Origin of the sequence: Mycobacterium sp., from assembly GCF_025965855.1 — a bacterium.
In the GTDB taxonomy this organism is placed as follows: domain Bacteria; phylum Actinomycetota; class Actinomycetes; order Mycobacteriales; family Mycobacteriaceae; genus Mycobacterium.
Map to the genome: position 1 here is coordinate 21,773 of NZ_JAOPWB010000150.1, position 20,885 is coordinate 42,657.

Sequence of the window (20,885 nt, forward strand, 5' to 3'; positions counted from 1 at the left end):
GACCGCGACCGCAAATTTCGCTATTGACGCTAACATAGCCAAAAAAGCAGGAGGCGCCGTGGCAAGGAAGCGATATGGATAGCGACTGGCGCACGTACCCGTTTCAGTTGGTGCCCGGTGACCGCCAGCTGGATTTCCCCGCCGCCGAAGGCGAGCATCCCGACCAGGAGTCGGATACCTGGTTCATCGCCGGTCAGCTCGATGCCGCCGACAGCGGCCGCTCGTTTGCCTTTCTGACCATCTTCAACAAGAACCGGCCCGGGGGAACGATCGTCGCGGATTTTTACACGATGGCGCTGTTCGATCTGGACACCGGTGATTACGGCACCTACACGGATTACGACATGCCCCCGGCCAACATGGAACCGGGAGCGCAGCGCAAGCTGGCCACGGCGCCCGGTTATCTCGACATCAGCTACCACAGCGGCGCGGGCACCGCGTCGTGGAGCGCCTGCCGCAACGGCGACGGGGAATTGCTTCCGTTCACCTATCGCGTCAGCCTGGTGGGCGAGGACCATTCCGGCCGGCCGATGCGGCTCGACCTGGCCGTAACCCCAACGCGCGCACCGGTACCGGTGGGTGCGTCGACCTACAACGGCAAGATCGTCTGCTTCGGCCAAAGCGATACGTACTCGTACTTCCAGACGGGAATGGCGATGACGGGAACGCTGCGGTGGGGGGACGTGGTCGAGCAGGTCTCCGGCAGCGGCGGGCACGTCGACCGGCAGTGGTTCCCGAAGTACGCCGGCGGCGGGGGCAGCGGGGGAGACCCGCGGGCCAGGTCGCACGAGTGGCGCATCATCAACTTCGACAACGGTGTGGACTTGAGCATCTGGCGGCAGTTCGACCGCACGAATGGCAATGCGCTGCAGCCGTTTACGGGCGTGACGACCAGCTATCCCGACCCGGACATGCCGCCCGACTGTGCGGAAGACGTCGAGGTCACCATCAGCAGCTACGTGCGCTGGCCGAACGCGGTGCGGCCGCTGGTGCGGCCGGTTGCCCCGGCCCGGTACATGCCGGACCGCCACCGGATCAGCTGCGCCACACTGCAACTGGATATCGTCGGGGAGCCGCTTGTGGCGGCCCCGGCACACGGGCTGCCGATCGAGTACATGGAAGGTCCCTACCGCTACGACGGAACGCTGTGGGGCAAACCGGTGACCGGCTTTGCGTTCAACGAGCGTTCGCTCGCGCTGTATCGGGATTGGGAGCTGGTCGAGGTGCTGGCCACCACCGTCGCGAACGTCGAACCACCCGCCCCGGACCTGCAGACGATCGTCGATCGGGTGGTGGAATTGGTGGCCGCCGGCCGTCGCGGCGAGGCGGTCGAGCTGTTGACTGGGGCGTCACCCGTCGAAAACGGGGCGCTGGCAACCATTCTCGAAGATCTGATCGCCGTGCTTCCGTCGGCCGATTGAGGCAAAGCAGCTCGCCGAAACTGAAAATCCGCAGGCGTCTACTCGAACTTTTGCCGCAAATTTACAGTCTCGGCGCGGCGCGGTCCGCCCGCGACCGCCTGCGCCCAGGTGATGTGGCGATGCTGCAGTCCCGGTTCGTTGCGCCCGAACACGAGGTGATCGCGAGCGCCCGACTCGAGGTTGGCCTGCAGGCCCTCGACCAGCCGGTAGTCCTCGTCGCGGACCGTGGCGTGCGCGTATTCGAAGACGGCTTGGGCGCCGGCGGCCACGGATTCTTCCGACAGGTCCAGCGGTGTCGAGTTCTGGTGCACGGTGATCGACGTGCCCGGTCGGTCGCCCGGGTAGATGCGGAACAGCTCGCCGTTGGCGATGGTCACCGACAGCACGATGTTGGGAAACAGCGCGTAGATCACGACCATGTTGTGGAACGGGTCCCATTGCTCTTCGGGGAGATTGTCGAGTTCCAGGATGGTGTTGAGCGGGAAGATCAACCGGTGATGGGGTCCGTACGCGTCGAAGACCGTGCAGTTGCTGCGGGCGATGGTGGCAAAGGTCTTCCGATGGACGGTGGCGAAATGGTAGTTCTCCGCGAAGGTGTCGGCCGCCAGCTTCCAGTTGATCGGGCAGTCGAGCACCTTCTCGCCCAGCGGAGACCACCGTCCGATGCCCCACGAATCGAGCTCGTCGGCCAGCGGTCCCAGGTGCGCGGCGACGTCCAGGGCGGCGCCGGGATCCAGCGCGACCCAGAGGAATCCGGCATATTCGGCGGCCGGCAGTTCGGTCAAACCGTCGGCCTTGACGGTCACCTCCCCTTGGCGGCGACCCGCAGCGCCCGGCTTCGCCGCGCTTGCGATCGCCGCTTCCGGGAACCCCTCACGTCCCGGAAGTGCCACCAAGCGCCCCGTGTTGTCGTAGGTCCACGCGTGGTACGGACAGGTGAACCGCTTCGCGCTGCCGCACCCGGTGACCACCTGCGATTGGCGATGCAGGCAGACGTTGTCGAACGCCTTGACCGACCCGTCGGGTGTCCTGGTGAGCAGGATCGATCGGCCCATCACCGTCTTGGTGCAGTACGCGCCGGGATCGGGGAGCTCCGAGGCGTAGCCGACGAGTTGGGGGCTGGCCAGCAGCATGGCCCTGTCGCGGTTGTGTCGCTCGACCGAGGTGTAGTCGGCTGCGTCGACCATGTGCGCGCTCGGCGCGAGATCGGTCGTCTTGTCGCGGGCCAGTTTCAATGCACGCCGCGTCAGGTCGACGAGCTGGTCACGCTCCATGTGCCCAGTACAGACCTTGCGACAGTTGTAAGGTCAAGGCGTGGCTGAGCAGTTGCTGATCGGCGACGTCACGGCCCTGACCGGGATCGCCTCGGGCCGCATCCGCCACTACGAGAAAATCGGGTTGCTGCACGCCGAGCACCTGAGCAACGGCTATCGGGTCTTCGACGTCGAACAGGTGCTCGAGCTATTGCGCATCGATCTGATGAGAAGCCTCGGCGTCGGCATCAACGACATTCAGCGCTTGCTGGACGGCGGCCAGACCACCCTGGCCGAGTTGCTGGACGAACACCGCGCCCTGCTGGTATGCCAGCGCGATCGGCTGGATCAGCTGATCGCGGCCATCGATACCGCCACCGGGATCGCCGACGCATCCGATCTCAACGAACACATCCTGCGCAGGCTGGCGACCAGGCATCGCGACAGCATCGGCGTCATCGGCAGGCTCACCGCCCCACTTTCCCCGTCGGTCACCGCGATGTACGCCCACCTGTTCGACGAGTGGGAGCTGCCGGTCCCCGCTTTGTTCGGGCAGATGGCGTTACCCGCGGCGGCCAGCACGCTGTTGGCGCAACTGGCCGAGACCCCGGGGGGTGAGGTGCTCTTCGGACGGCTGCGCAAACTCGCCGGCGACGTGATTTCGTTAGACGAAAATGATTCCGCCGCAACGGAACTCGCGCGCACTTGGATCGACGAGCAAATGGCCGACCCGTTGCCCGACGACGTGGTCAGCGTGCTGCGGGGCGTGCGGCCGCTGCTGGAGCACGACCCGGTGATGGTGCAGGGATTCCGCGCCTGGGCCGGATCGATAAGCCCGGCCGCCGCCGATTTCATCGACGAGATCGCCCGGCAGACCGCTCGGCGCGGTCTTGAGGCGGTGAGCGTCATCGTGCTGCCCGGCGATGCGTCAATGTGATGCATATGTGACCGCTGATGACTCAAGTGGTTGACGTGACATTTGATGTTTCTGTCCTACCCTGTGGTATGTGTCGGTCTCGCGCCGCGACGTGCTCAAATTCGCGGCCGCGACCCCGGGTCTGTTAGGGCTGGGCGTCGCGGCGGCGTCGCTGCACGCCGCGCCGGCTTCGGCGTCGCTCGGCACCTTGCTGGACTACGCGGCCGGCGTCATCCCGGCCAGCCAGATTAGGGCCGCCGGGGCGGTGGGCTCCATCCGGTACGTGTCCGACCGGCGGCCCGGCGGCAACTGGATGCTGGGCAAGCCGATTCAGGTCGGCGAGGCCCGCGACCTGAGCAGCAACGGGCTCAAGATCGTCTCGTGCTACCAGTACGGCAAGGGCGGCACGGCCGACTGGCTGGGCGGCGCCGGCGCGGGGCTGCAACACGCCCAACGCGGGATGCAGTTGCATGCGGCCGCCGGCGGTCCGGCGAACGCCCCGATCTATGCGTCGATCGACGACGACCCGTCATACGACCAGTACAAGCAGCAGATAGTTCCGTATCTGCGCTCCTGGGAATCGGTGATCGGGCATCAGCGCACCGGCGTGTACGCCAATTCGAAAACCATCGACTGGGCGCTCCACGACGGCCTGGGCTCGTACTTCTGGCAGCACAACTGGGGCTCACCGAAGGGCTACGCCCACCCGGCCGCGAGCCTGCACCAGGTCGAGATCGACAAACGAAGCGTCGGTGGGGTCGGGGTCGACATCAACGAAATCCTCAAACCGCAATTCGGTCAGTGGGCCTAGGGTCCCGACGGTCCGAGTTCCAGCAAACACTCGTTCGCACATTGTCAGGCGCGGCGGGTCCGCGGGACGGGGCTGACGCCGTGTCAACGGCAGTTGAGCAAGCCGATTTTTTTAACATAACGATTACATAACAATCGTGCCTTGATCAGCGCAGTTATAGCTACTCGACCGTAACCACCTACATGCAGCGGGTTTGTTCGCCGCGCCCCCGCGGCCGGTTAAACGGGGTGTTACCCACGACACGGTTACCCGTGCGTAGAACTCACCAGTAACCAATCAACATGCATATAGGGCACTGATCCTTATGACACGCTTAGTACAGCCGATGCTGTCCGCCGCGTCGCTCGATCCACAAGGGCGGTCCGCCGACAGCACACCGGCCAGCCGTCCTCCGGCTGTGATTCGACGGGGAATCGACTGGAACCGAGCACGCCCCGGCCTGGGGGCTGAGCGGCCGAACGAAACCGAGACGTAAAGACGCATACAGGGGAGAAGCAGAACGTGACGATCCACGAGCACGACCGAGTGTCCGCTGACCGCGACGGGAACAGCCCGCATAGCGCCCATGCTCTGGTCGACCGTCTGACGGCCGGCGAGCCATACGCCATCGCATTCGGCGGCCAGGGCAGCGCCTGGCTGGAGACGCTCGAAGAGCTGGTGTCGTCGGCCGGGATCGAATCCGACCTGGCAACGCTGGTCGGTGAAGTGGAACTGCTGCTCGAGCCGGTGGCCAAAGAGCTCGTTGTGGTGCGGCCGATCGGTTTCGAACCGCTGCGGTGGGTGCGTGCGCTGGCGGCCGAGGATCCCATCCCGTCGGACAAGCACCTGACGTCGGCCGCGGTGTCGATCCCCGGCGTGCTGCTCACCCAGATCGCGGCCGCGCGCGCACTGGCCCGGCAGGGCATGGACTGGACCGCGACACCGCCGGTGGCGGTCGTCGGGCATTCGCAAGGCGTGCTCGCCGTCGAGGCGTTCAACGCCGCGGGCGCTCGTGACATCGAACTGCTGGCGCTGGCCCAGCTCATCGGGGCGGCCGGGACGCTGGTTGCCCGCCGGCGGGGGATCTCCGTGCTGGGGAACCGCCCACCGATGGTGTCGGTGACCAACGCCGACCCCGAACGCATTCGCCGGCTGCTCGACGAGTTCGCGCAGGACGTGCGCACCGTCCTGCCACCGGTGCTGTCCATCCGCAACGGCCGGCGGTCGGTGGTCATCACCGGCACCCCAGAGCAGCTCTCGCGCTTCGAACTGTATTGCCAGCAGATCTCCGAAAGGGAAGAGGCCGACCGCAAGAACAAGATCCGCGGCGGTGACATCTTCGCGCCGGTCTTCGACCCGGTACGGGTCGAGGTGGGCTTCCACACGCCGCGGCTGGCCGACGGCATCGACATCGTCGGGAGCTGGGCCGAGAAGGTTGGCCTCGACGTCGCATTGGCCCGGAAGCTGACCGAGGCCATCCTGGTGAACGGCGTCGACTGGGTGGACGAGATCACGCGGGTTCACCAGGCCGGCGCGCGCTGGATTCTCGACCTGGGCCCGGGCGACATCCTGACCCGTCTGACCGCGCCGGTGATCCGCGGCCTCGGTGTCGGCATCGTGCCCGCGGCGACCCGCGGCGGTCAGCGCAACCTCTTCACCGTCGGGGCCACCCCGGAGGTCGCCCGGCCCTGGTCGACCTACGCCCCGGGCGTGGTGCGCCTGCCCGACGGCCGGGTCAAGCTCTCGACGAAGTTCACCCGGCTGACCGGACGGTCGCCGATCCTGCTCGCGGGCATGACCCCGACCACCGTCGACGCCAAGATCGTCGCCGCCGCGGCCAATGCCGGGCACTGGGCCGAGCTGGCCGGTGGCGGGCAGGTCACCGAAGAAGTCTTCGCCGGCCGCATCGAGGAGCTCTCCGGCCTGCTCGAGCCCGGCCGCACCTATCAGTTCAACGCCCTATTCCTCGATCCGTACCTGTGGAAGCTGCAGGTGGGCGGCAAGCGGCTGGTGCAGAAGGCCCGCCAGTCCGGCGCGGCGATCGACGGCCTGGTGATCAGCGCCGGCATCCCGGACCTCGAGGATGCCGTCGAGCTCATCGACGAGCTCAATGACGTCGGCATCAGCAACGTGGTGTTCAAGCCCGGTACGGTCGAGCAGATCCGCTCGGTCATCCGCATCGCGACCGAGGTGCCCACCAAGCCGGTGATCATGCACGTCGAGGGCGGGCGCGCCGGCGGGCACCACTCCTGGGAGGACCTCGACGACCTGCTGCTGGCGACCTACTCGGAGTTGCGGTCGCGTCCCAACATCACCGTCTGCGTCGGCGGCGGCATCGGCACCCCCGAGCGGGCGGCCGAATACCTGTCCGGGCGCTGGGCGCAGGCCTACGGGTTCCCGTTGATGCCGATCGACGGCATCCTGGTCGGCAGCGCGGCGATGGCGACCGAGGAGTCCACCACCTCGCCGTCGGTCAAGCGGATGCTGGTCGAAACCAACGGCACCGACCAGTGGATCAGCGCCGGAAAAGCCCAGGGCGGCATGGCTTCCAGCCGAAGCCAGCTCGGAGCGGACATCCACGAGATCGACAACAGCGCCTCCCGGTGCGGCCGGCTGCTCGACGAGGTCGCCGGTGACGCCGAGGCGGTCGCCGAGCGTCGCGACGAGATCATCGCGGCGATGGCCAACACCGCCAAGCCGTACTTCGGCGACGTGGGGGAGATGACCTACCTGCAGTGGTTGCGGCGGTACGTCGAACTGGCCATCGGTGAGGGCGATTCGACCGCCGACACCGCCTCGCCGGGCAGCCCGTGGCTGGCCGACACGTGGCGCGATCGTTTCCAGCAGATGCTGCAGCGTGCCGAAGCGCGTTTGCACCCAAAGGATTTCGGGCCGATCGAAGCCCTCTTCGCCGACAAGTCCACCGGTTCGGGTCTGCTGGAAAACCCGGAGGCGGCGATCGACCTGCTGCTCGACAGCTACCCGGACGCCGGAACCGTGCAACTGCACCCGGCCGATGTGCCGTTCTTCGTCACGTTGTGCAAGACCCTGGGCAAGCCGGTCAACTTCGTGCCGGTCATCGACAAGGATGTGCGGCGCTGGTGGCGCAGTGACTCGCTGTGGCAGGCCCACGATGCCCGTTACGACGCCGACCAGGTCTGCATCATCCCGGGCACCGCGGCGGTGGCCGGCATCACGCGGATGGACGAACCCGTCGGCGAGTTGCTGGACCGCTTCGAGCAGGCCGCCATCGACGAGGCGCTGGCCGCGGGAGCGGAGCCCCGGGCCGTTACGTCGCGCCGGCTGGGCCGCCCCGACGTGACCGGACCGCTGGCCGCCGTGCTCGACGCCCCGGACGTGCAGTGGGCCGGCCGCACCACGACCAACCCGGTTCATCGAATCGCCGACCCGAGCGACTGGCTGGTGCACGACGGACCCGAAAGCCACCGCGCCACACACTCCTCCACCGGGGCGCGGCTCGAGGTCAACGGCGACAGTGTCGTGCTGAGCGTGCCGGTGTCGGGCGCGTGGGTCGACATCCCATTCAGCTTGCCCGCCAACACCGTTGACGGTGGTACCCCGGTGGTGTCCACCGAGGACGCCATCACCGCCATGCGCGCGGTCCTGGCGATCGCCGCCGGCGTCGACGGGCCGGATTTCTTGCCCGCGGTCACCGACGGGACGGCCACTCTGACGGTGGACTGGGACCCCGAGCGGGTCGCCGATCACACCGGTGTCACGGCCACCTTCGGCGAGCCGCTGGCGCCCAGCCTCACCACCGTGCCGGACGCGCTGGTCGGCCCCTGCTGGCCCGCCGTTTTCGCGGCGATCGGCTCGGCGGTCACCGATTCCGGCGTCCAGGTGGTGGAGGGCGTGCTGAGCCTGGTGCATCTGGACCACGCCGCCCACGTCGTCGGCACGCTGCCGACAATGCGGGCCCAATTGACCGTAACCGCAACGGCGTCGCCCGCCTTCGACACGGACGTGGGCCGGGTGGTCCCGGTCTCGGTGACGATCACCTCAGGCGAGGGCTCCGTGATCGCGACGCTCGCTGAGCGTTTCGCGATCCTCGGCCGCACCGGTGCGGCCGAACTCACCGATCCCGTCCGGGCCGGCGGCGCGGTGTCGGAGAATGCGACCGACACCCCGCGCCGCCGCCGTCGCGACGTCACGCTGGCCGCGCCGGTCGACATGCGCCCGTTCGCGGTCGTGTCCGGTGACCACAACCCGATCCACACCGATCGGGCGGCCGCGTTGCTGGCGGGCCTGGAATCGCCGATCGTGCACGGCATGTGGCTGTCGGCCGCGGCCCAGCACGCGGCGACCGCCACCGACGGAAAGGCCCGTCCGCCCGCTCGGCTGGTCGGCTGGACCGCGCGATTCCTGGGCATGGTGCGCCCCGGTGACGAGGTCGACTTCCGGGTGGACCGCGTCGGAATCGACCAGGGCGCCGAGGTTTTGGAGGTGGCCGCGCGCGTCGGGTCGGATCTGGTGATGTCGGCTACCGCGCGGCTGGGCTCCCCGGGGACGGTCTACGCGTTCCCCGGCCAGGGCATCCAGCACAAGGGCATGGGCATGGAGGTCCGCGCCCGGTCCAAGGCGGCGCGCAAGGTGTGGGACGCCGCCGACAAGTTCACCCGCGAGACGCTGGGCTTCTCGGTGCTGCACGTGGTGCGCGACAACCCGACCAGCATCATCGCCAGCGGCGTGCACTACAACCACCCCGACGGCGTGCTGTACCTGACGCAGTTCACCCAGGTCGCGATGGCGACCGTGGCCGCCGCGCAGGTCGCCGAGATGCGCGAGCAGGGCGCCTTCGTCGAAGGCGCAATCGCGTGCGGCCACTCGGTCGGTGAGTACACCGCGCTGGCTTGCGTGACGGGCATCTACGAGCTGGAAGCCTTGCTGGAGGTGGTGTTTCACCGTGGGTCGAAGATGCACGACATCGTGCCGCGCGACGAGTTGGGCCGCTCCAACTACCGGCTGGCGGCGATCCGGCCCTCGCAGATCGACCTGCCCGACGAGGACGTCCCGTCGTTCGTCGGTGGAATCGCCGAGAGCACCGGGGAATTTCTCGAGATCGTGAACTTCAACCTGCGTGGCTCTCAGTACGCGATCGCCGGCACGGTGCGCGGCCTGGAGGCCCTGGAGGCCGAGGTCGAGCGTCGCCGGGAGCTCAGCGGCGGGCGGCGCTCGTTCATTGTCGTGCCGGGCATCGACGTGCCGTTCCACTCGCGGGTGTTGCGCGTCGGCGTCGCCGAGTTCCGGCGAGCGCTGGACCGGGTCATGCCGCGCGACAAGGATCCCGACATCATCATCGGGCGCTACATCCCGAACCTGGTGCCGCGGCCGTTCACGCTCGATCGCGACTTCGTCCAGGAGATCCGGGATTTGGTGCCCGCCGAGCCGCTCGATGAGATCCTCGCCGACTACGACACCTGGCGTCGTGAACGGCCGGCAGAGCTGGCCCGCAGGGTGTTGATCGAGCTGCTGGCCTGGCAGTTCGCCAGCCCCGTGCGCTGGATCGAAACCCAGGACCTGCTGTTCACCGAGGAGGCCGCGGGTGGCCTCGGTGTGGAGCGGTTCGTCGAGATCGGCGTGAAGTCGGCGCCGACCGTCGCCGGACTGGCCACCAACACCCTCAAGCTGCCCGAATACGCCCACAGCACAGTGGAAGTGCTCAATGCCGAGCGCGACGCCGCCGTGCTGTTCGCCACCGACACCGACCCGGAGCCCGAGGGCGAGCTGGATGAGGCGGATACGGCGCCCAGCCCTGATGTCGCGCCAGCCGTCGCTCCGGCTGCCGCCGGAGCTCCGTCCGCCGCTCCGACGGGCGCAGCCCGACCCGACGACATCGGGTTCGACGCCGCGGACGCCACCCTGGCGCTGATCGCGCTGTCGGCCAAGATGCGCATCGACCAGATCGAACAGCTGGACTCCATCGAGTCCATCACCGACGGCGCGTCGTCGCGGCGCAACCAGCTGCTGGTGGACCTGGGTTCGGAGCTGAACCTGGGCGCCATCGACGGCGCCGCCGAGGCCGATCTGGCCGGTCTGCGCTCGCAGGTGACCAAGCTGGCGCGCACCTACAAGCCTTACGGCCCAGTGCTTTCCGACGCGATCAACGATCAGCTGCGCACCGTTCTGGGGCCGTCGGGCAAGCGGCCCGCCGCCATCGCCGAGCGGGTCAAGAAGACCTGGGAGCTCGGGGACGGCTGGGCCAAGCACGTCACGGTGGAAGTGGCGCTGGGCACCCGCGAGGGCACCAGTGTTCGTGGGGGCGCGATGGGCCACCTGCACGAGGGCGCGCTGGCCGATGCCGGATCCGTCGACAAGGTCATCGACGCGGCGGTCACGTCGGTCGCCGCACGCCGCGGCGTTTCCGTGGCGCTGCCGTCGGCGGGCGGTGGCGGCGGCGCGACCATCGACACGGCCGCGCTGAGTGAATTCACCGATCAGATCACCGGCCGCGACGGTGTGCTGGCCTCGGCGGCCCGCCTGGTGCTGGGCCAGTTGGGCCTCGACAATCCGGTCAGCGTGTCCCCGGCGACCAGCGATGCCGAGCTCATCGACCTGGTCACCGCCGAATTAGGTGCGGACTGGCCGCGTTTGGTGGCTCCGGTGTTCGACGCCAAGAAGGCCGTCGTGTTCGACGACCGTTGGGCCAGCGCCCGCGAGGACCTGGTCAAGCTCTGGCTGACCGACGAGGGCGACATCGACGCCGACTGGGTGCGGCTGTCCGAACGCTTCGAGGGTGCCGGCCACGTCGTCGCCACCCAGGCCACCTGGTGGCAGGGCAGGTCGCTGGCCGCGGGCCGTCAGATCCACGCGTCGCTGTACGGCCGCATCGCCGCCGGCGCCGAGAACCCGCTGCCGGGTCCCCGCAACGGCGAGGTCGCCGTGGTGACGGGCGCTTCCAAGGGTTCGATCGCCGCGTCGGTGGTCGCACGACTGCTCGACGGTGGCGCCACCGTCGTCGCGACGACATCCAAGCTCGACGACGAGCGGCTGGCGTTCTACCGCGGGCTGTACCGCGACCACGCCCGTTACGGTGCCGCGCTGTGGGTGGTGGCCGCCAACATGGCGTCCTACTCCGACATCGACGCCCTGGTCGAATGGATCGGCACCGAGCAGACCGAAAGCCTTGGGCCACAGTCGATTCACGTCAAGGACGCGCAGACCCCGACGCTGCTGTTCCCGTTCGCGGCCCCGCGCGTCGCGGGCGACCTCTCCGAGGCCGGTTCGCGGGCCGAGATGGAGATGAAGGTTCTGCTGTGGGCCGTGCAGCGGCTGATCGGCGGCCTGTCGAAGATCGGCGCCGAGCGCGACATCGCGTCGCGGCTGCACGTGGTGCTACCGGGCTCGCCCAACCGCGGAATGTTCGGCGGGGACGGCGCTTACGGTGAGGCCAAGTCGGCGCTGGACGCCGTGGTGAGCCGCTGGCACGCCGAGTCGTCGTGGGCGGCCCGAGTCAGCCTGGCGCACGCGCTGATCGGCTGGACCCGGGGCACCGGCCTGATGGGTCACAACGACGCCATCGTCAGCGCCGTCGAGGAGGCCGGCGTGACCACCTACTCGACCGACCAGATGGCCGCGATGCTGTTGAACCTGTGCGACGTGGAGTCCAAGGTGGCCGCCGCCGGCGCGCCGATCAAGGCGGACCTGACCGGCGGCCTCGCCGACGCCAACCTCGACATGGCCGAACTCGCCGCCAAGGCGCGCGAGGAGCATGCCGCGAAGGCCGCAGAAGAAGCCGACGACGGCCCGGCCGAAGGCACCATTGCCGCGCTGCCGTCCCCGCCGCGCGGGTTCCGTCCCGCACCGCCTCCGGCATGGTCTGACCTCGACGTCGACCCCGCCGACCTGGTGGTGATCGTCGGCGGCGCCGAGCTCGGGCCGTACGGCTCGTCGCGCACCCGGTTCGAAATGGAGGTCGACAACGAGCTGTCGGCGGCCGGCGTCCTCGAGCTGGCCTGGACCACCGGGCTGATCCGCTGGGAGGATGACCCCCAACCGGGTTGGTACGACACCGAATCCGGTGAGCTGGTCGACGAGGCCGACCTCGTTGAGCGCTACCACGACGTCGTGGTGGAACGCTGCGGCATCCGTGAGTTCGTCGACGACGGAGCCATCGGCCCCGACCACGCTTCGCCCCTGCTGGTGTCGGTGTTCCTGGACAAGGACTTCGCCTTCGTGGTGTCCTCGGAGGCCGACGCCCGCGCCTTCGTCGAGTTCGACCCGGAGCACACGGTCATCCGGCCGGTGCCCGACTCCGGCGACTGGCAGGTCATCCGCAAGGCGGGCACCGAGATTCGGGTGCCGCGAAAGACCAAGCTGTCGCGGGTCGTGGGCGGCCAGGTCCCGAGCGGGTTCGACCCGACGGTGTGGGGCATCAGCCCCGACATGGCCAGTTCCATTGACCGCCTGGCGGTGTGGAACATCGTGGCGACCGTCGATGCGTTCCTGTCCGCCGGCTTCAGCCCGGTCGAGGTGATGCGCTACGTGCACCCGAGCATGGTGGGCAACACCATGGGCACGGGCATGGGCGGTGGCAGCTCGATGCAGACGATGTACCACGGAAACCTGTTGGGCCGTAACAAGCCGAACGACATCTTCCAGGAAGTGCTGCCGAACATCGTTGCCGCGCACGTGGTTCAGTCCTACATCGGCAGCTATGGCGCGATGATCCATCCGGTCGCCGCGTGCGCGACGGCCGCCGTTTCGGTGGAGGAGGGCGTCGACAAGATCCGGCTGGGCAAAGCCGAGATGGTGGTCGCCGGCGGCATCGATGACCTCACGCTGGAAGGCATCATCGGCTTCGGTGACATGGCCGCCACCGCCGACAGCGCCACGATGCGCGGCAAGGGCATCCACGACTCGAAATTCTCCCGGCCCAATGACCGGCGCCGGCTGGGCTTCGTCGAAGCCCAAGGGGGCGGCACCATCCTGCTGGCCCGCGGCGACCTGGCACTCAGGATGGGCCTGCCGGTGCTCGCGGTCGTGGCGTTCGCCCAATCGTTCGGCGACGGCGTGCACACCTCGATCCCGGCCCCGGGCCTGGGGGCGCTTGGCGCGGGCCGCGGCGGCAAGGACTCGCCGCTGGCGCGTGCGCTGGCCAAGCTGGGCGTGACCGCCGACGACGTCGCCGTGATCTCGAAGCACGGCACGTCGACGCTGGCCAACGATCCCAACGAGACCGAGCTGCACGAGCGCCTGGCCGACTCGCTCGGCCGGTCCCCGGGCGCGCCGTTGTTTGTGGTGTCGCAGAAGAGCCTCACCGGCCACGCCAAGGGCGGCGCGGCGGTCTTCCAGATGATGGGCCTGTGCCAGATGCTGCGCGACGGGGTGATCCCGCCCAACCGCAGCCTGGATTGCGTCGACGACGAACTGGCGGGTTCCGCGCACTTCGTCTGGGTGCGAGAGACACTCCGGCTCGGTGAGAACTTCCCGCTCAAGGCGGGGATGCTGACCAGTCTCGGGTTCGGTCACGTGTCCGGGCTCGTCGCGCTGGTGCACCCGCAGGCGTTCATCGCCACGCTGGACGCGGACCAGCGCGCGGACTACCAGCGGCGCGCGGACGCACGGCTGCTGGCTGGCCAGCGCCGACTGGTCTCGGCCATCGCCGGCGGTCCGCCGATGTACCAGCGCCCACCGGACCGTCGCTTCGACCACGACGCGCCAGAGAAGCGCCAGGAGGCGGCGATGCTGCTGAATCCGGCCGCCCGGCTGGGCGATGACGACGCGTATGAGGTCCCTGCCGGATGACGTCGGTCATCCGTTAACCTGGCGACCCATGGGCATCGTCGGAGTGGGGATCGACCTCGTCTCGATTCCTGATTTCGCCGAGCAGGTCGACCAGCCGGGAACTGTGTTCTCCGAGACCTTCACGCCCGGCGAGCGGCGCGACGCCTCCGACAAGAGTTCGTCGGCGGCGCGCCACCTGGCCGCCCGTTGGGCCGCGAAGGAGGCGGTGATCAAGGCGTGGTCGGGGTCGCGGTTCGCCCAACGGCCCATGCTGCCGGAGGACATCCACCGCGACATCGAAGTGGTCACCGACATGTGGGGGCGACCTCGGGTGCGGTTGACCGGGGACATCGCGAAGCATCTGGCCGACGTGACGATCCATGTGTCGCTGACACACGAAGGGGACACCGCGGCCGCAGTGGCCATCCTGGAGACGCCCTGAGGGCGTGCCGTTATCCGCGAGCGTGCGTGTCTGTCCGCGACACGCCGTCAGTTGACGGCATTCTGTGCACGCTCGCGGGTCGGTGACACGCGACTAGCCTCGACGTCATGAGTGATCTGGTTGAGCGCGTCCGCGACGTGTTGCCGTCGGTGCGCCGCGACCTCGAGGACTTGGTGCGGATCCAATCGGTGTGGGCCGACCCCGGCCGCCGCGGGGAGGTGCACCGCAGCGCGCGGGCGGTGGCGGATCTGTTGTCTCAGGCGGGATTTGGTGACGTGCGCATCGTCAGCGAGGGCGGGGCGCCGGCCGTCATCGCGCGGCATCCGGCGCCGCCGGGAGCACCGACCGTGCTGCTCTACGCCCACCACGACGTGCAGCCCGAAGGCGACCACAGCCAGTGGGCCTCGCCGCCTTTTGAGCCCACGGAACGCGATGGGCGGCTCTACGGCCGCGGCAGCGCCGACGACAAGGCCGGTATCGCAACGCATTTGGCGGCGTTTCGGGCACACGGCGGCCAACCGCCGGTCGGCGTAACGGTCTTCGTCGAGGGCGAGGAGGAATCCGGCTCGCCGTCGCTGGGTCGGTTGCTCGCCGCCCACCGCGACGCGCTGGCCGCCGATGTGATCGTCATCGCCGACTCGGACAACTGGAGCACCGACACCCCGGCGCTGACGGTCTCGTTGCGCGGGTTGGTCGACTGCGTGGTCGAGGTTGCCACGCTCGACCACGGGCTGCACTCGGGCCTGTGGGGCGGTGTGGTTCCCGACGCGCTGAGCGTGCTGGTGCGGCTGCTCGCCAGTTTGCATGACGACGACGGCAACGTCGCCGTGGCCGGCCTGCACGAAACAGACACCGCCGCCCTGAATTACCCCGACTACCCGCCCGAACGGGTCCGCGCCGATTCCGGCGTGCTAGAAGGGGTGTCCGAGATCGGTTCGGGTTCGGTGCCGCAGCGGCTCTGGGCCAAACCGGCGATCACGGTGATCGGCATCGACACCACATCCGTTGCGGCAGCCTCGAATACGCTTATTCCGCGGACCCGGGCCAAGATCAGCATGCGGGTGGCGCCCGGCGGCGACGCCGAGGCGCACCTGGAGGCGTTGACCTCGCATCTGCACCGGCACGCCCCGTGGGGGGCGCGGGTCAGCGTCACGCGCGGCGAAAAGGGCGAGCCCTACGCCATCGACGCCAGTGGCGCGGTGTACGACGCCGCGCGGGCGGCCTCCCGGCAGGCCTGGGGCGTCGAGCCGATCGACATGGGCATGGGCGGCTCGATCCCGTTCATCGCCGAGTTCGCCGCCGCCTTCCCGCAGGCGAAAATCCTCGTCACCGGCGTCGAAGATCCGGCAACCCAGGCGCACAGCATCAACGAGAGCCTGCACCTGGGCGTGCTGGAGCGCGCAGCGATCGCCGAGGCGCTGCTGCTGGCCAACCTGGGCTAGACCGACAGGTCGCGCCGGAGTTTGGCGACGTGGCCGGTGGCCTTGACGTTGTACTGGGCGGCGGCGATTTTGCCCTTTTCGTCCACCACGAAGGTCGAACGAATCACACCGCTGTGGTGTTTATCAACATGCACATATGCCAGCAGCAACAACAGCATTTACATGCGGCAATCCAAGGACGCGAGGGGGAACAAGCTGGCGATCGACCGCCGGCGCACGGGGTGTCTCAAGCTTTGGTAAGGAGAAGACGTGACGAACATCAGGCATTAAATGAAGGTGCTAGTGATGGCCGTTTCGAAGTAGTCCCGCCATGTTGCGATCTTTCCGTCGGCGATGTCGAAGACACCCATGATTGGCACCGATAGCTCGGCACCGTCCTTTCGGCGCAGCACATCGGTACGTTCATGCATCACGACACCGTGCTCGCTGATCTGCCGATGCACGATGAAGTCAATGCCGTCGAGCCTCGCCAAGAACTCGGCAATGAACGCTCTGATGGCTTCTCGGCCCTCAATCGGGGGCGTCGGTGGGATATTGCGGTACACCGCGTCTTCGCTGAAGCAGCTGGCGATTTCGTCGGGATCTGGCTTGGACCACAGCGCGCAGAATCTGGTGACTACTTCGTCGGGTGAGTGCATCATGCTTATGCGGAACGCGCCAGCGCGGCTTGTTAATCCACATCCCGATCACGAACACAACAACCTCGTCGCCTACCGGCTCCACCGCGGCATGAACGGCCCGTAGGGAACGGGGCGTCGTGGATGGCCGCTACGCGCGCCCGCGGTTGTGGTTGACGCCGGCGGTGTACGCCGCGCTGAACGACGTCGACAGTGAGCGGACCGGCGGCGGAGGTGATGGCAGCGTAGTACGAACCAGTGCTTAGCCAGCGCGTTCCAACGCGAAATGGTGAGCATCGGCAAAAGCGTGTTGCGCCAATGATGAACGGACACAGAGTGTTACCAGCGCGCTCGTACGCCCGCACCCACTCTGCTGCTAGATCGACAACTCGCGCAGCTTCGCGACGTGTCCCGTCGCCCTGATGCTGTACTAGGCGGACGACAACTTCGGATTGAGGAAGACGTACAGTGCAGCGATCTTGCTCTCGCGAACAACGACAACGTCGAGCCCGGTGTATTCAGGTGGCTCACCTTTCGGGCCCGAGCCCCATGCCAGTATCCCCGCGTTGTGTAGAGCCTGCGGCTCTCCGTGGGGCGTGTAGACAAAATTGGGGTGAGTCGCACGTAGTTCTCCCGCGAATTTGTCCAGTGCGTCGTGTCCAACGAGGACGCCGTCCGGGACGTAGAGCGCGCAGTCGTCTGTGTAGAACTCTTCGATGGCGACGTGCCGGCGGCCTGGATCGCCCTCCCCGAAGACCTCCTGAAGGTTTCGATAGAGAAGTTCAGTAATTCGCTCAGTCGCAGTCATATTCGCGTCGTCCTTCGTCGAGGTGTCAGCCTGTCCGACGCCTTCGGAGATGCTAAACGGACTGCGGTCCAATTTCATTCCGCTTCGGCGTCGAATCAGCTCGGCGGCCGGCGCGGCGGCTAGACCGATAGATCGCGACGCAGCTTGGCGACGTGGCCGGTGGCCTTGACGTTGTACTGGGCGGCGGCGATTTTGCCTTTTTCGTCCACCACGAAGGTCGAACGAATCACACCCTGGACCGTCTTGCCGTACATCTGCTTCTCGCCGTAGGCTCCCAAGGCCGTCAGCTCCTTGCTTTCGGGGTCGGACAGCAGCGGGAACGTCAGCTTTTCCGCGTCCCGGAATTTGGCAAGCTTCGCCGGCGAGTCGGGGGAGATACCCACCACGTCGAGGCCGGCATCGTTGAGGTCGTGCAGATTGTCCCGAAAGTCGCAAGCCTGCTTGGTGCAGCCCGGTGTCGAGGCGGCCGGATAGAAATAGACGACGACTCGGCGTCCCTTGTAGTCGGCCAGCGACACCTTGTTGCCGTCGGCGTCGGGCAGGCTGAAGGCGGGCGCCGCGTCGCCCGGGGCGAGCCGCGTGGTCTCGGTCAACTGAGGTCCTTTCTATTCACCGGAGCGATGGCATCGGGTCCGGCTGATCTAGGGTAGTGCCTGAGGTGCATCGTGCGAGAGCGCGGAGGAATTGGGAGGACACAGTGGCGGATCGGGATCCCGAGACCATCAAGCAGGACATCGACGTCGCCCGTGAGCAGCTGGCGTCCACCGTCGATTCACTTGCTGAGCGCGCCAACCCTCGCCGCCTCGCCGACGACCTCAAGGCCCGGGCGGTCGAATTTGTGAAGAAGCCCGTGGTGATCGCCTCGCTCGTGGGGATCTCCTCGGTCGTGGTGGTCGTCGTGGTCCGCAGAATAAGGGATCGCTGACCGCGACGAAACGGCATGCAGCGCAGGGGATCGAGGCAAGTTAGAGCCCGTCGTCGTTGCCCCTGAAGGAGTCGGACGCGGCGGCGAAGGCAGCACACATGCGGCGCAAGACGGGCACCGTGACTTCGAACGCCGAGCGCTCATGCTCGGCAAGTTCGGCCAGAAACTCCTCGATGGCGCGCAGGCTGGTGGCGTCGTAGGCGTTCAGCAATTCGCGTGCGCGTGGCGAAATCGCGACGTCGACCCGTCGCTGATCGTCGGCCCGGCGAGCGCGTTCGATCAGCCCCGCGTCGGTCATTGCCTTGAGCAGGTTGCTGAGCGTCGAGGGCGCGATCTGTAGCGTCGCCGCCATCTGATTGGGCGCGACCGGTCCGCCGTTGGCCAGCAGGCGCAGCACCTCGATCTGCGGTTCGGACAGGTCGGGCAGTTGCGCGGCCAGTCGGGTCGCCTTGAGCACGGCTCGTCGCAGCGGCCCCAGTAGCCGCGCGAACTCATGCGCGGACGACGCGGAGATCGAGGTCACCGGAAAGCTCCTTGCGACAAAACTATTTTGTTGCAAAACTACCGGACATGACCACGCCTTCGCCACCGCGCCACGCCGACGATTCGTCAGGGCCGTCCAGCCTGGTCGGGCATCGGTTCATCTACACCTACGACAATGGCTGGATTTACGAGATGTATGTCAAGAACGCGACCACCATCGACTACCGCATCCATTCCGGAATCGTTGGTGGCCGCTGGGTTCGCGACCAAGCCGTCGATTTGGTCCAGCTGGCCGACGACGTCCACAAGATCTCGTGGCACGAGCCCACCGGAACGTCCGTCGTCGTCAACGTCATGCCCAATCAGCGGCGGCTGCACGGGACGATTTTCTTTCCTCGCTGGGTCGCCGACGACCCGGGAAAGACGGTGTGCTTCCAGAACGATCATCTGGCCCTGATGCAGAACTACCGCGACCGAGGACCCACCTACCCGGTGTACGTGGTGCCGGAATTCGCCACCATCACGCAATTGGACTACTTCGGCGCCGACGATGAATCGGTGATCAATGAGCCCCCACGCCGGACGCGTGAAACTATGGCCCGCAGGGTGTTTCGCCTCGAAGGACATTGAATGTCGATTCTCTCGGTGCCCGTCGTCGCTGATCTCGCGGCACGAGCACTCAAACAAGTAGCGGAACGGAGCGCTCGCCTGCGGCCCGCGGACGCGCTGCGCTTCGATGAGATCGACGCCCGCACTACGCCGTTGAGGCTTCCCACCCGTCACGGCGATGTGCGCGCAACGGCTTATCACCCGCCGGATCGCGGGCCCGACCGCGGCGTGTACGTCAACTTCCACGGCGGCGGATTCGTCCTCGGGAACTGCGAACAAGACGATCCGTGGTGCCGATACCTGGCCGCCCATGCCCAAGTCACGGTCCTCAATGTCGATTACGCGCTCGCGCCCGCCCACCGGTTTCCGGTTGCCATCGAGCAGGCCTATGACGTACTGCGTTGGGCCGCCGACAACGAACGAGATTGGGACGGAACACGACTGTGCCTGGGGGGCCAAGCTCCGGCGGCGCCATCGCCACGGGCGCCGCACGGCTCGCGCGTGACTTGGGCACACCGCGGCTGCGGCTGCAGGTCGTCCACTACGCGCCGCTGGATCTGGTGACACCAGGGAAAGACAAGATCGCCCGCGCGCCCCGGGGGCTGATCACCCCGTGGCTGTGCGAACTCTTCAACACCGCATACATCCCCGACCCACGGCGACGCCACGACCCGTTGGCCTCACCGGCCTGGGGTGACAATTCGCGCGATGTCGGCGGGATCGCGCCCGCCGTCGTCGTCACGTGTGAGCTCGACCGGCTTCGCGACGAAGGGGTCCGCTACGCGCAAGCCCTACGCGACGCCGGCGAGCTGGCGCTTCACTACGACATCCCGGACGTCGACCATGGCTACAACCTGTACGACCCGCAGCACCGATCGACCACCGAAAACGTTTACCAACTGCTCGCCGAACACGTCCGCCGCGCCGTCGCCGACGCCGCGTGACCGTGCCGGACGGAGGTTTTTATGGTGCGCCGTCAGGGTTTCGAACCCCGGACCCGCTGATTAAGAGCTGGCAGGTTATGTCCATTCCTGTCGGGTCCGATTCGCGCCCTGTTCACGTTGTGCCGCAAGCGATTCGCTCTCCCAATTGTTCCGGTTGGGGCTGGTCCCTTCCGGTCGATCGCGTGTCATTTGCGCCGCATAAGCGTCACTGCGCCCTAGATCTCGCTGGCAAATTTGCTGACGGGCACTGTCAAGCCCAATCGCATGGTCACAGCCCATCAGTCGGATCCGGTCAAGCAAGCCTGCTGTAACGGCGCCATCTATGACCTCAACTCGTCCAGCGGGGCGTTGAATCATGCGGACGAGGTGTGGATCTCCTGACGCACTCGTCGGCGATTGAAATCGATGACATTCTTAAGGCACTTCAGTCCGCACCGAGCCGTCAGAGCGTAGGAAACCGACATTTATCGTGAAGACTCGATTGTCGGGAA

13 protein-coding genes and 2 pseudogenes are annotated in these 20,885 nt (G+C 67.3%); 9 read left to right on the forward strand and 6 right to left on the reverse strand.

Features of this window, described 5'->3' with window-relative positions; genetic code table 11:
* The first annotated feature begins 74 nt into the window (after positions 1-74).
* Entirely contained in the window at positions 75-1,421 is a 1,347-nt protein-coding gene (locus JWP83_RS12135) for a lipocalin-like domain-containing protein (RefSeq protein WP_297730191.1), read from the forward strand.
* Between the two features lie 38 nt (positions 1,422-1,459).
* On the opposite strand, the gene JWP83_RS12140 is transcribed toward JWP83_RS12135, so the two are convergent.
* Positions 1,460-2,695 (reverse strand): SRPBCC family protein, encoded by a 1,236-nt coding sequence (locus JWP83_RS12140; RefSeq protein ID WP_297730192.1) that lies wholly within the window; start codon positions 2,693-2,695, stop codon positions 1,460-1,462.
* A 40-nt stretch (positions 2,696-2,735) separates the two neighbouring features.
* Here JWP83_RS12140 and JWP83_RS12145 point away from each other — a divergent pair, with 40 nt between their 5' ends.
* The 5 genes from JWP83_RS12145 (at position 2,736) to JWP83_RS12165 (ending at position 16,008) form a co-directional block, all read left to right on the forward strand.
* Positions 2,736-3,611, forward strand: a complete 876-nt coding sequence (locus JWP83_RS12145; protein ID WP_297730193.1) for a MerR family transcriptional regulator — start codon at positions 2,736-2,738, stop codon at positions 3,609-3,611.
* A 70-nt stretch (positions 3,612-3,681) separates the two neighbouring features.
* The gene (locus tag JWP83_RS12150; RefSeq protein WP_297730194.1) at positions 3,682-4,401 is read left to right on the forward strand and encodes a DUF1906 domain-containing protein; all 720 of its coding nucleotides are present in this window, start codon (positions 3,682-3,684) and stop codon (positions 4,399-4,401) included.
* Positions 4,402-4,902: 501 nt separating this feature from the next.
* Complete coding sequence (locus tag JWP83_RS12155; RefSeq protein ID WP_297730195.1) at positions 4,903-14,145, forward strand: type I polyketide synthase; 9,243 nt, start codon at positions 4,903-4,905, stop codon at positions 14,143-14,145.
* Between the two features lie 28 nt (positions 14,146-14,173).
* Entirely contained in the window at positions 14,174-14,566 is a 393-nt protein-coding gene (locus tag JWP83_RS12160; RefSeq protein WP_067876104.1) for a holo-ACP synthase, read from the forward strand.
* Between the two features lie 107 nt (positions 14,567-14,673).
* On the forward strand, positions 14,674-16,008 hold the full coding sequence (locus tag JWP83_RS12165; protein WP_297730196.1) for a dipeptidase: 1,335 nt from the start codon (positions 14,674-14,676) through the stop codon (positions 16,006-16,008).
* Here JWP83_RS12165 and JWP83_RS12170 read toward each other — a convergent pair.
* The 4 genes and pseudogenes from JWP83_RS12170 to bcp form a co-directional block, all read right to left on the reverse strand.
* Positions 16,005-16,118: pseudogene (locus JWP83_RS12170) on the reverse strand (peroxiredoxin); the annotation flags it as partial. The gene JWP83_RS12165 and the pseudogene JWP83_RS12170 sit on opposite strands and share 4 nt — an antisense overlap.
* 156 nt (positions 16,119-16,274) lie before the next feature.
* The gene (locus JWP83_RS12175; protein ID WP_297730197.1) at positions 16,275-16,649 is read right to left on the reverse strand and encodes a limonene-1,2-epoxide hydrolase family protein; all 375 of its coding nucleotides are present in this window, start codon (positions 16,647-16,649) and stop codon (positions 16,275-16,277) included.
* A 406-nt stretch (positions 16,650-17,055) separates the two neighbouring features.
* The gene (locus JWP83_RS12180; RefSeq protein WP_297730198.1) at positions 17,056-17,433 is read right to left on the reverse strand and encodes a nuclear transport factor 2 family protein; all 378 of its coding nucleotides are present in this window, start codon (positions 17,431-17,433) and stop codon (positions 17,056-17,058) included.
* Between the two features lie 119 nt (positions 17,434-17,552).
* Positions 17,553-18,026 carry a thioredoxin-dependent thiol peroxidase gene (gene bcp / locus JWP83_RS12185; protein WP_297730199.1) on the reverse strand — a complete coding sequence of 158 codons (474 nt, stop codon included), beginning with the start codon at positions 18,024-18,026 and terminating at the stop codon, positions 17,553-17,555.
* A gap of 104 nt (positions 18,027-18,130) precedes the next feature.
* Here bcp and JWP83_RS12190 point away from each other — a divergent pair, with 104 nt between their 5' ends.
* Positions 18,131-18,358 (forward strand): DUF3618 domain-containing protein, encoded by a 228-nt coding sequence (locus JWP83_RS12190; RefSeq protein ID WP_297730200.1) that lies wholly within the window; start codon positions 18,131-18,133, stop codon positions 18,356-18,358.
* A 40-nt stretch (positions 18,359-18,398) separates the two neighbouring features.
* On the opposite strand, the gene JWP83_RS12195 is transcribed toward JWP83_RS12190, so the two are convergent.
* A complete protein-coding gene (locus JWP83_RS12195) occupies positions 18,399-18,881 on the reverse strand; it encodes a MarR family transcriptional regulator (RefSeq protein WP_297730201.1) in 483 nt (160 codons plus the stop codon).
* Between the two features lie 47 nt (positions 18,882-18,928).
* On the opposite strand from JWP83_RS12195, the gene JWP83_RS12200 reads away from it, so the two are divergent.
* Together JWP83_RS12200 and JWP83_RS12205 are read left to right on the forward strand one after the other, a co-directional pair.
* A complete protein-coding gene (locus tag JWP83_RS12200; protein ID WP_297730202.1) occupies positions 18,929-19,471 on the forward strand; it encodes a phenolic acid decarboxylase in 543 nt (180 codons plus the stop codon).
* A pseudogene (locus JWP83_RS12205) lies at positions 19,472-20,394 on the forward strand (alpha/beta hydrolase).
* The last annotated feature ends 491 nt before the right edge of the window (positions 20,395-20,885 follow it).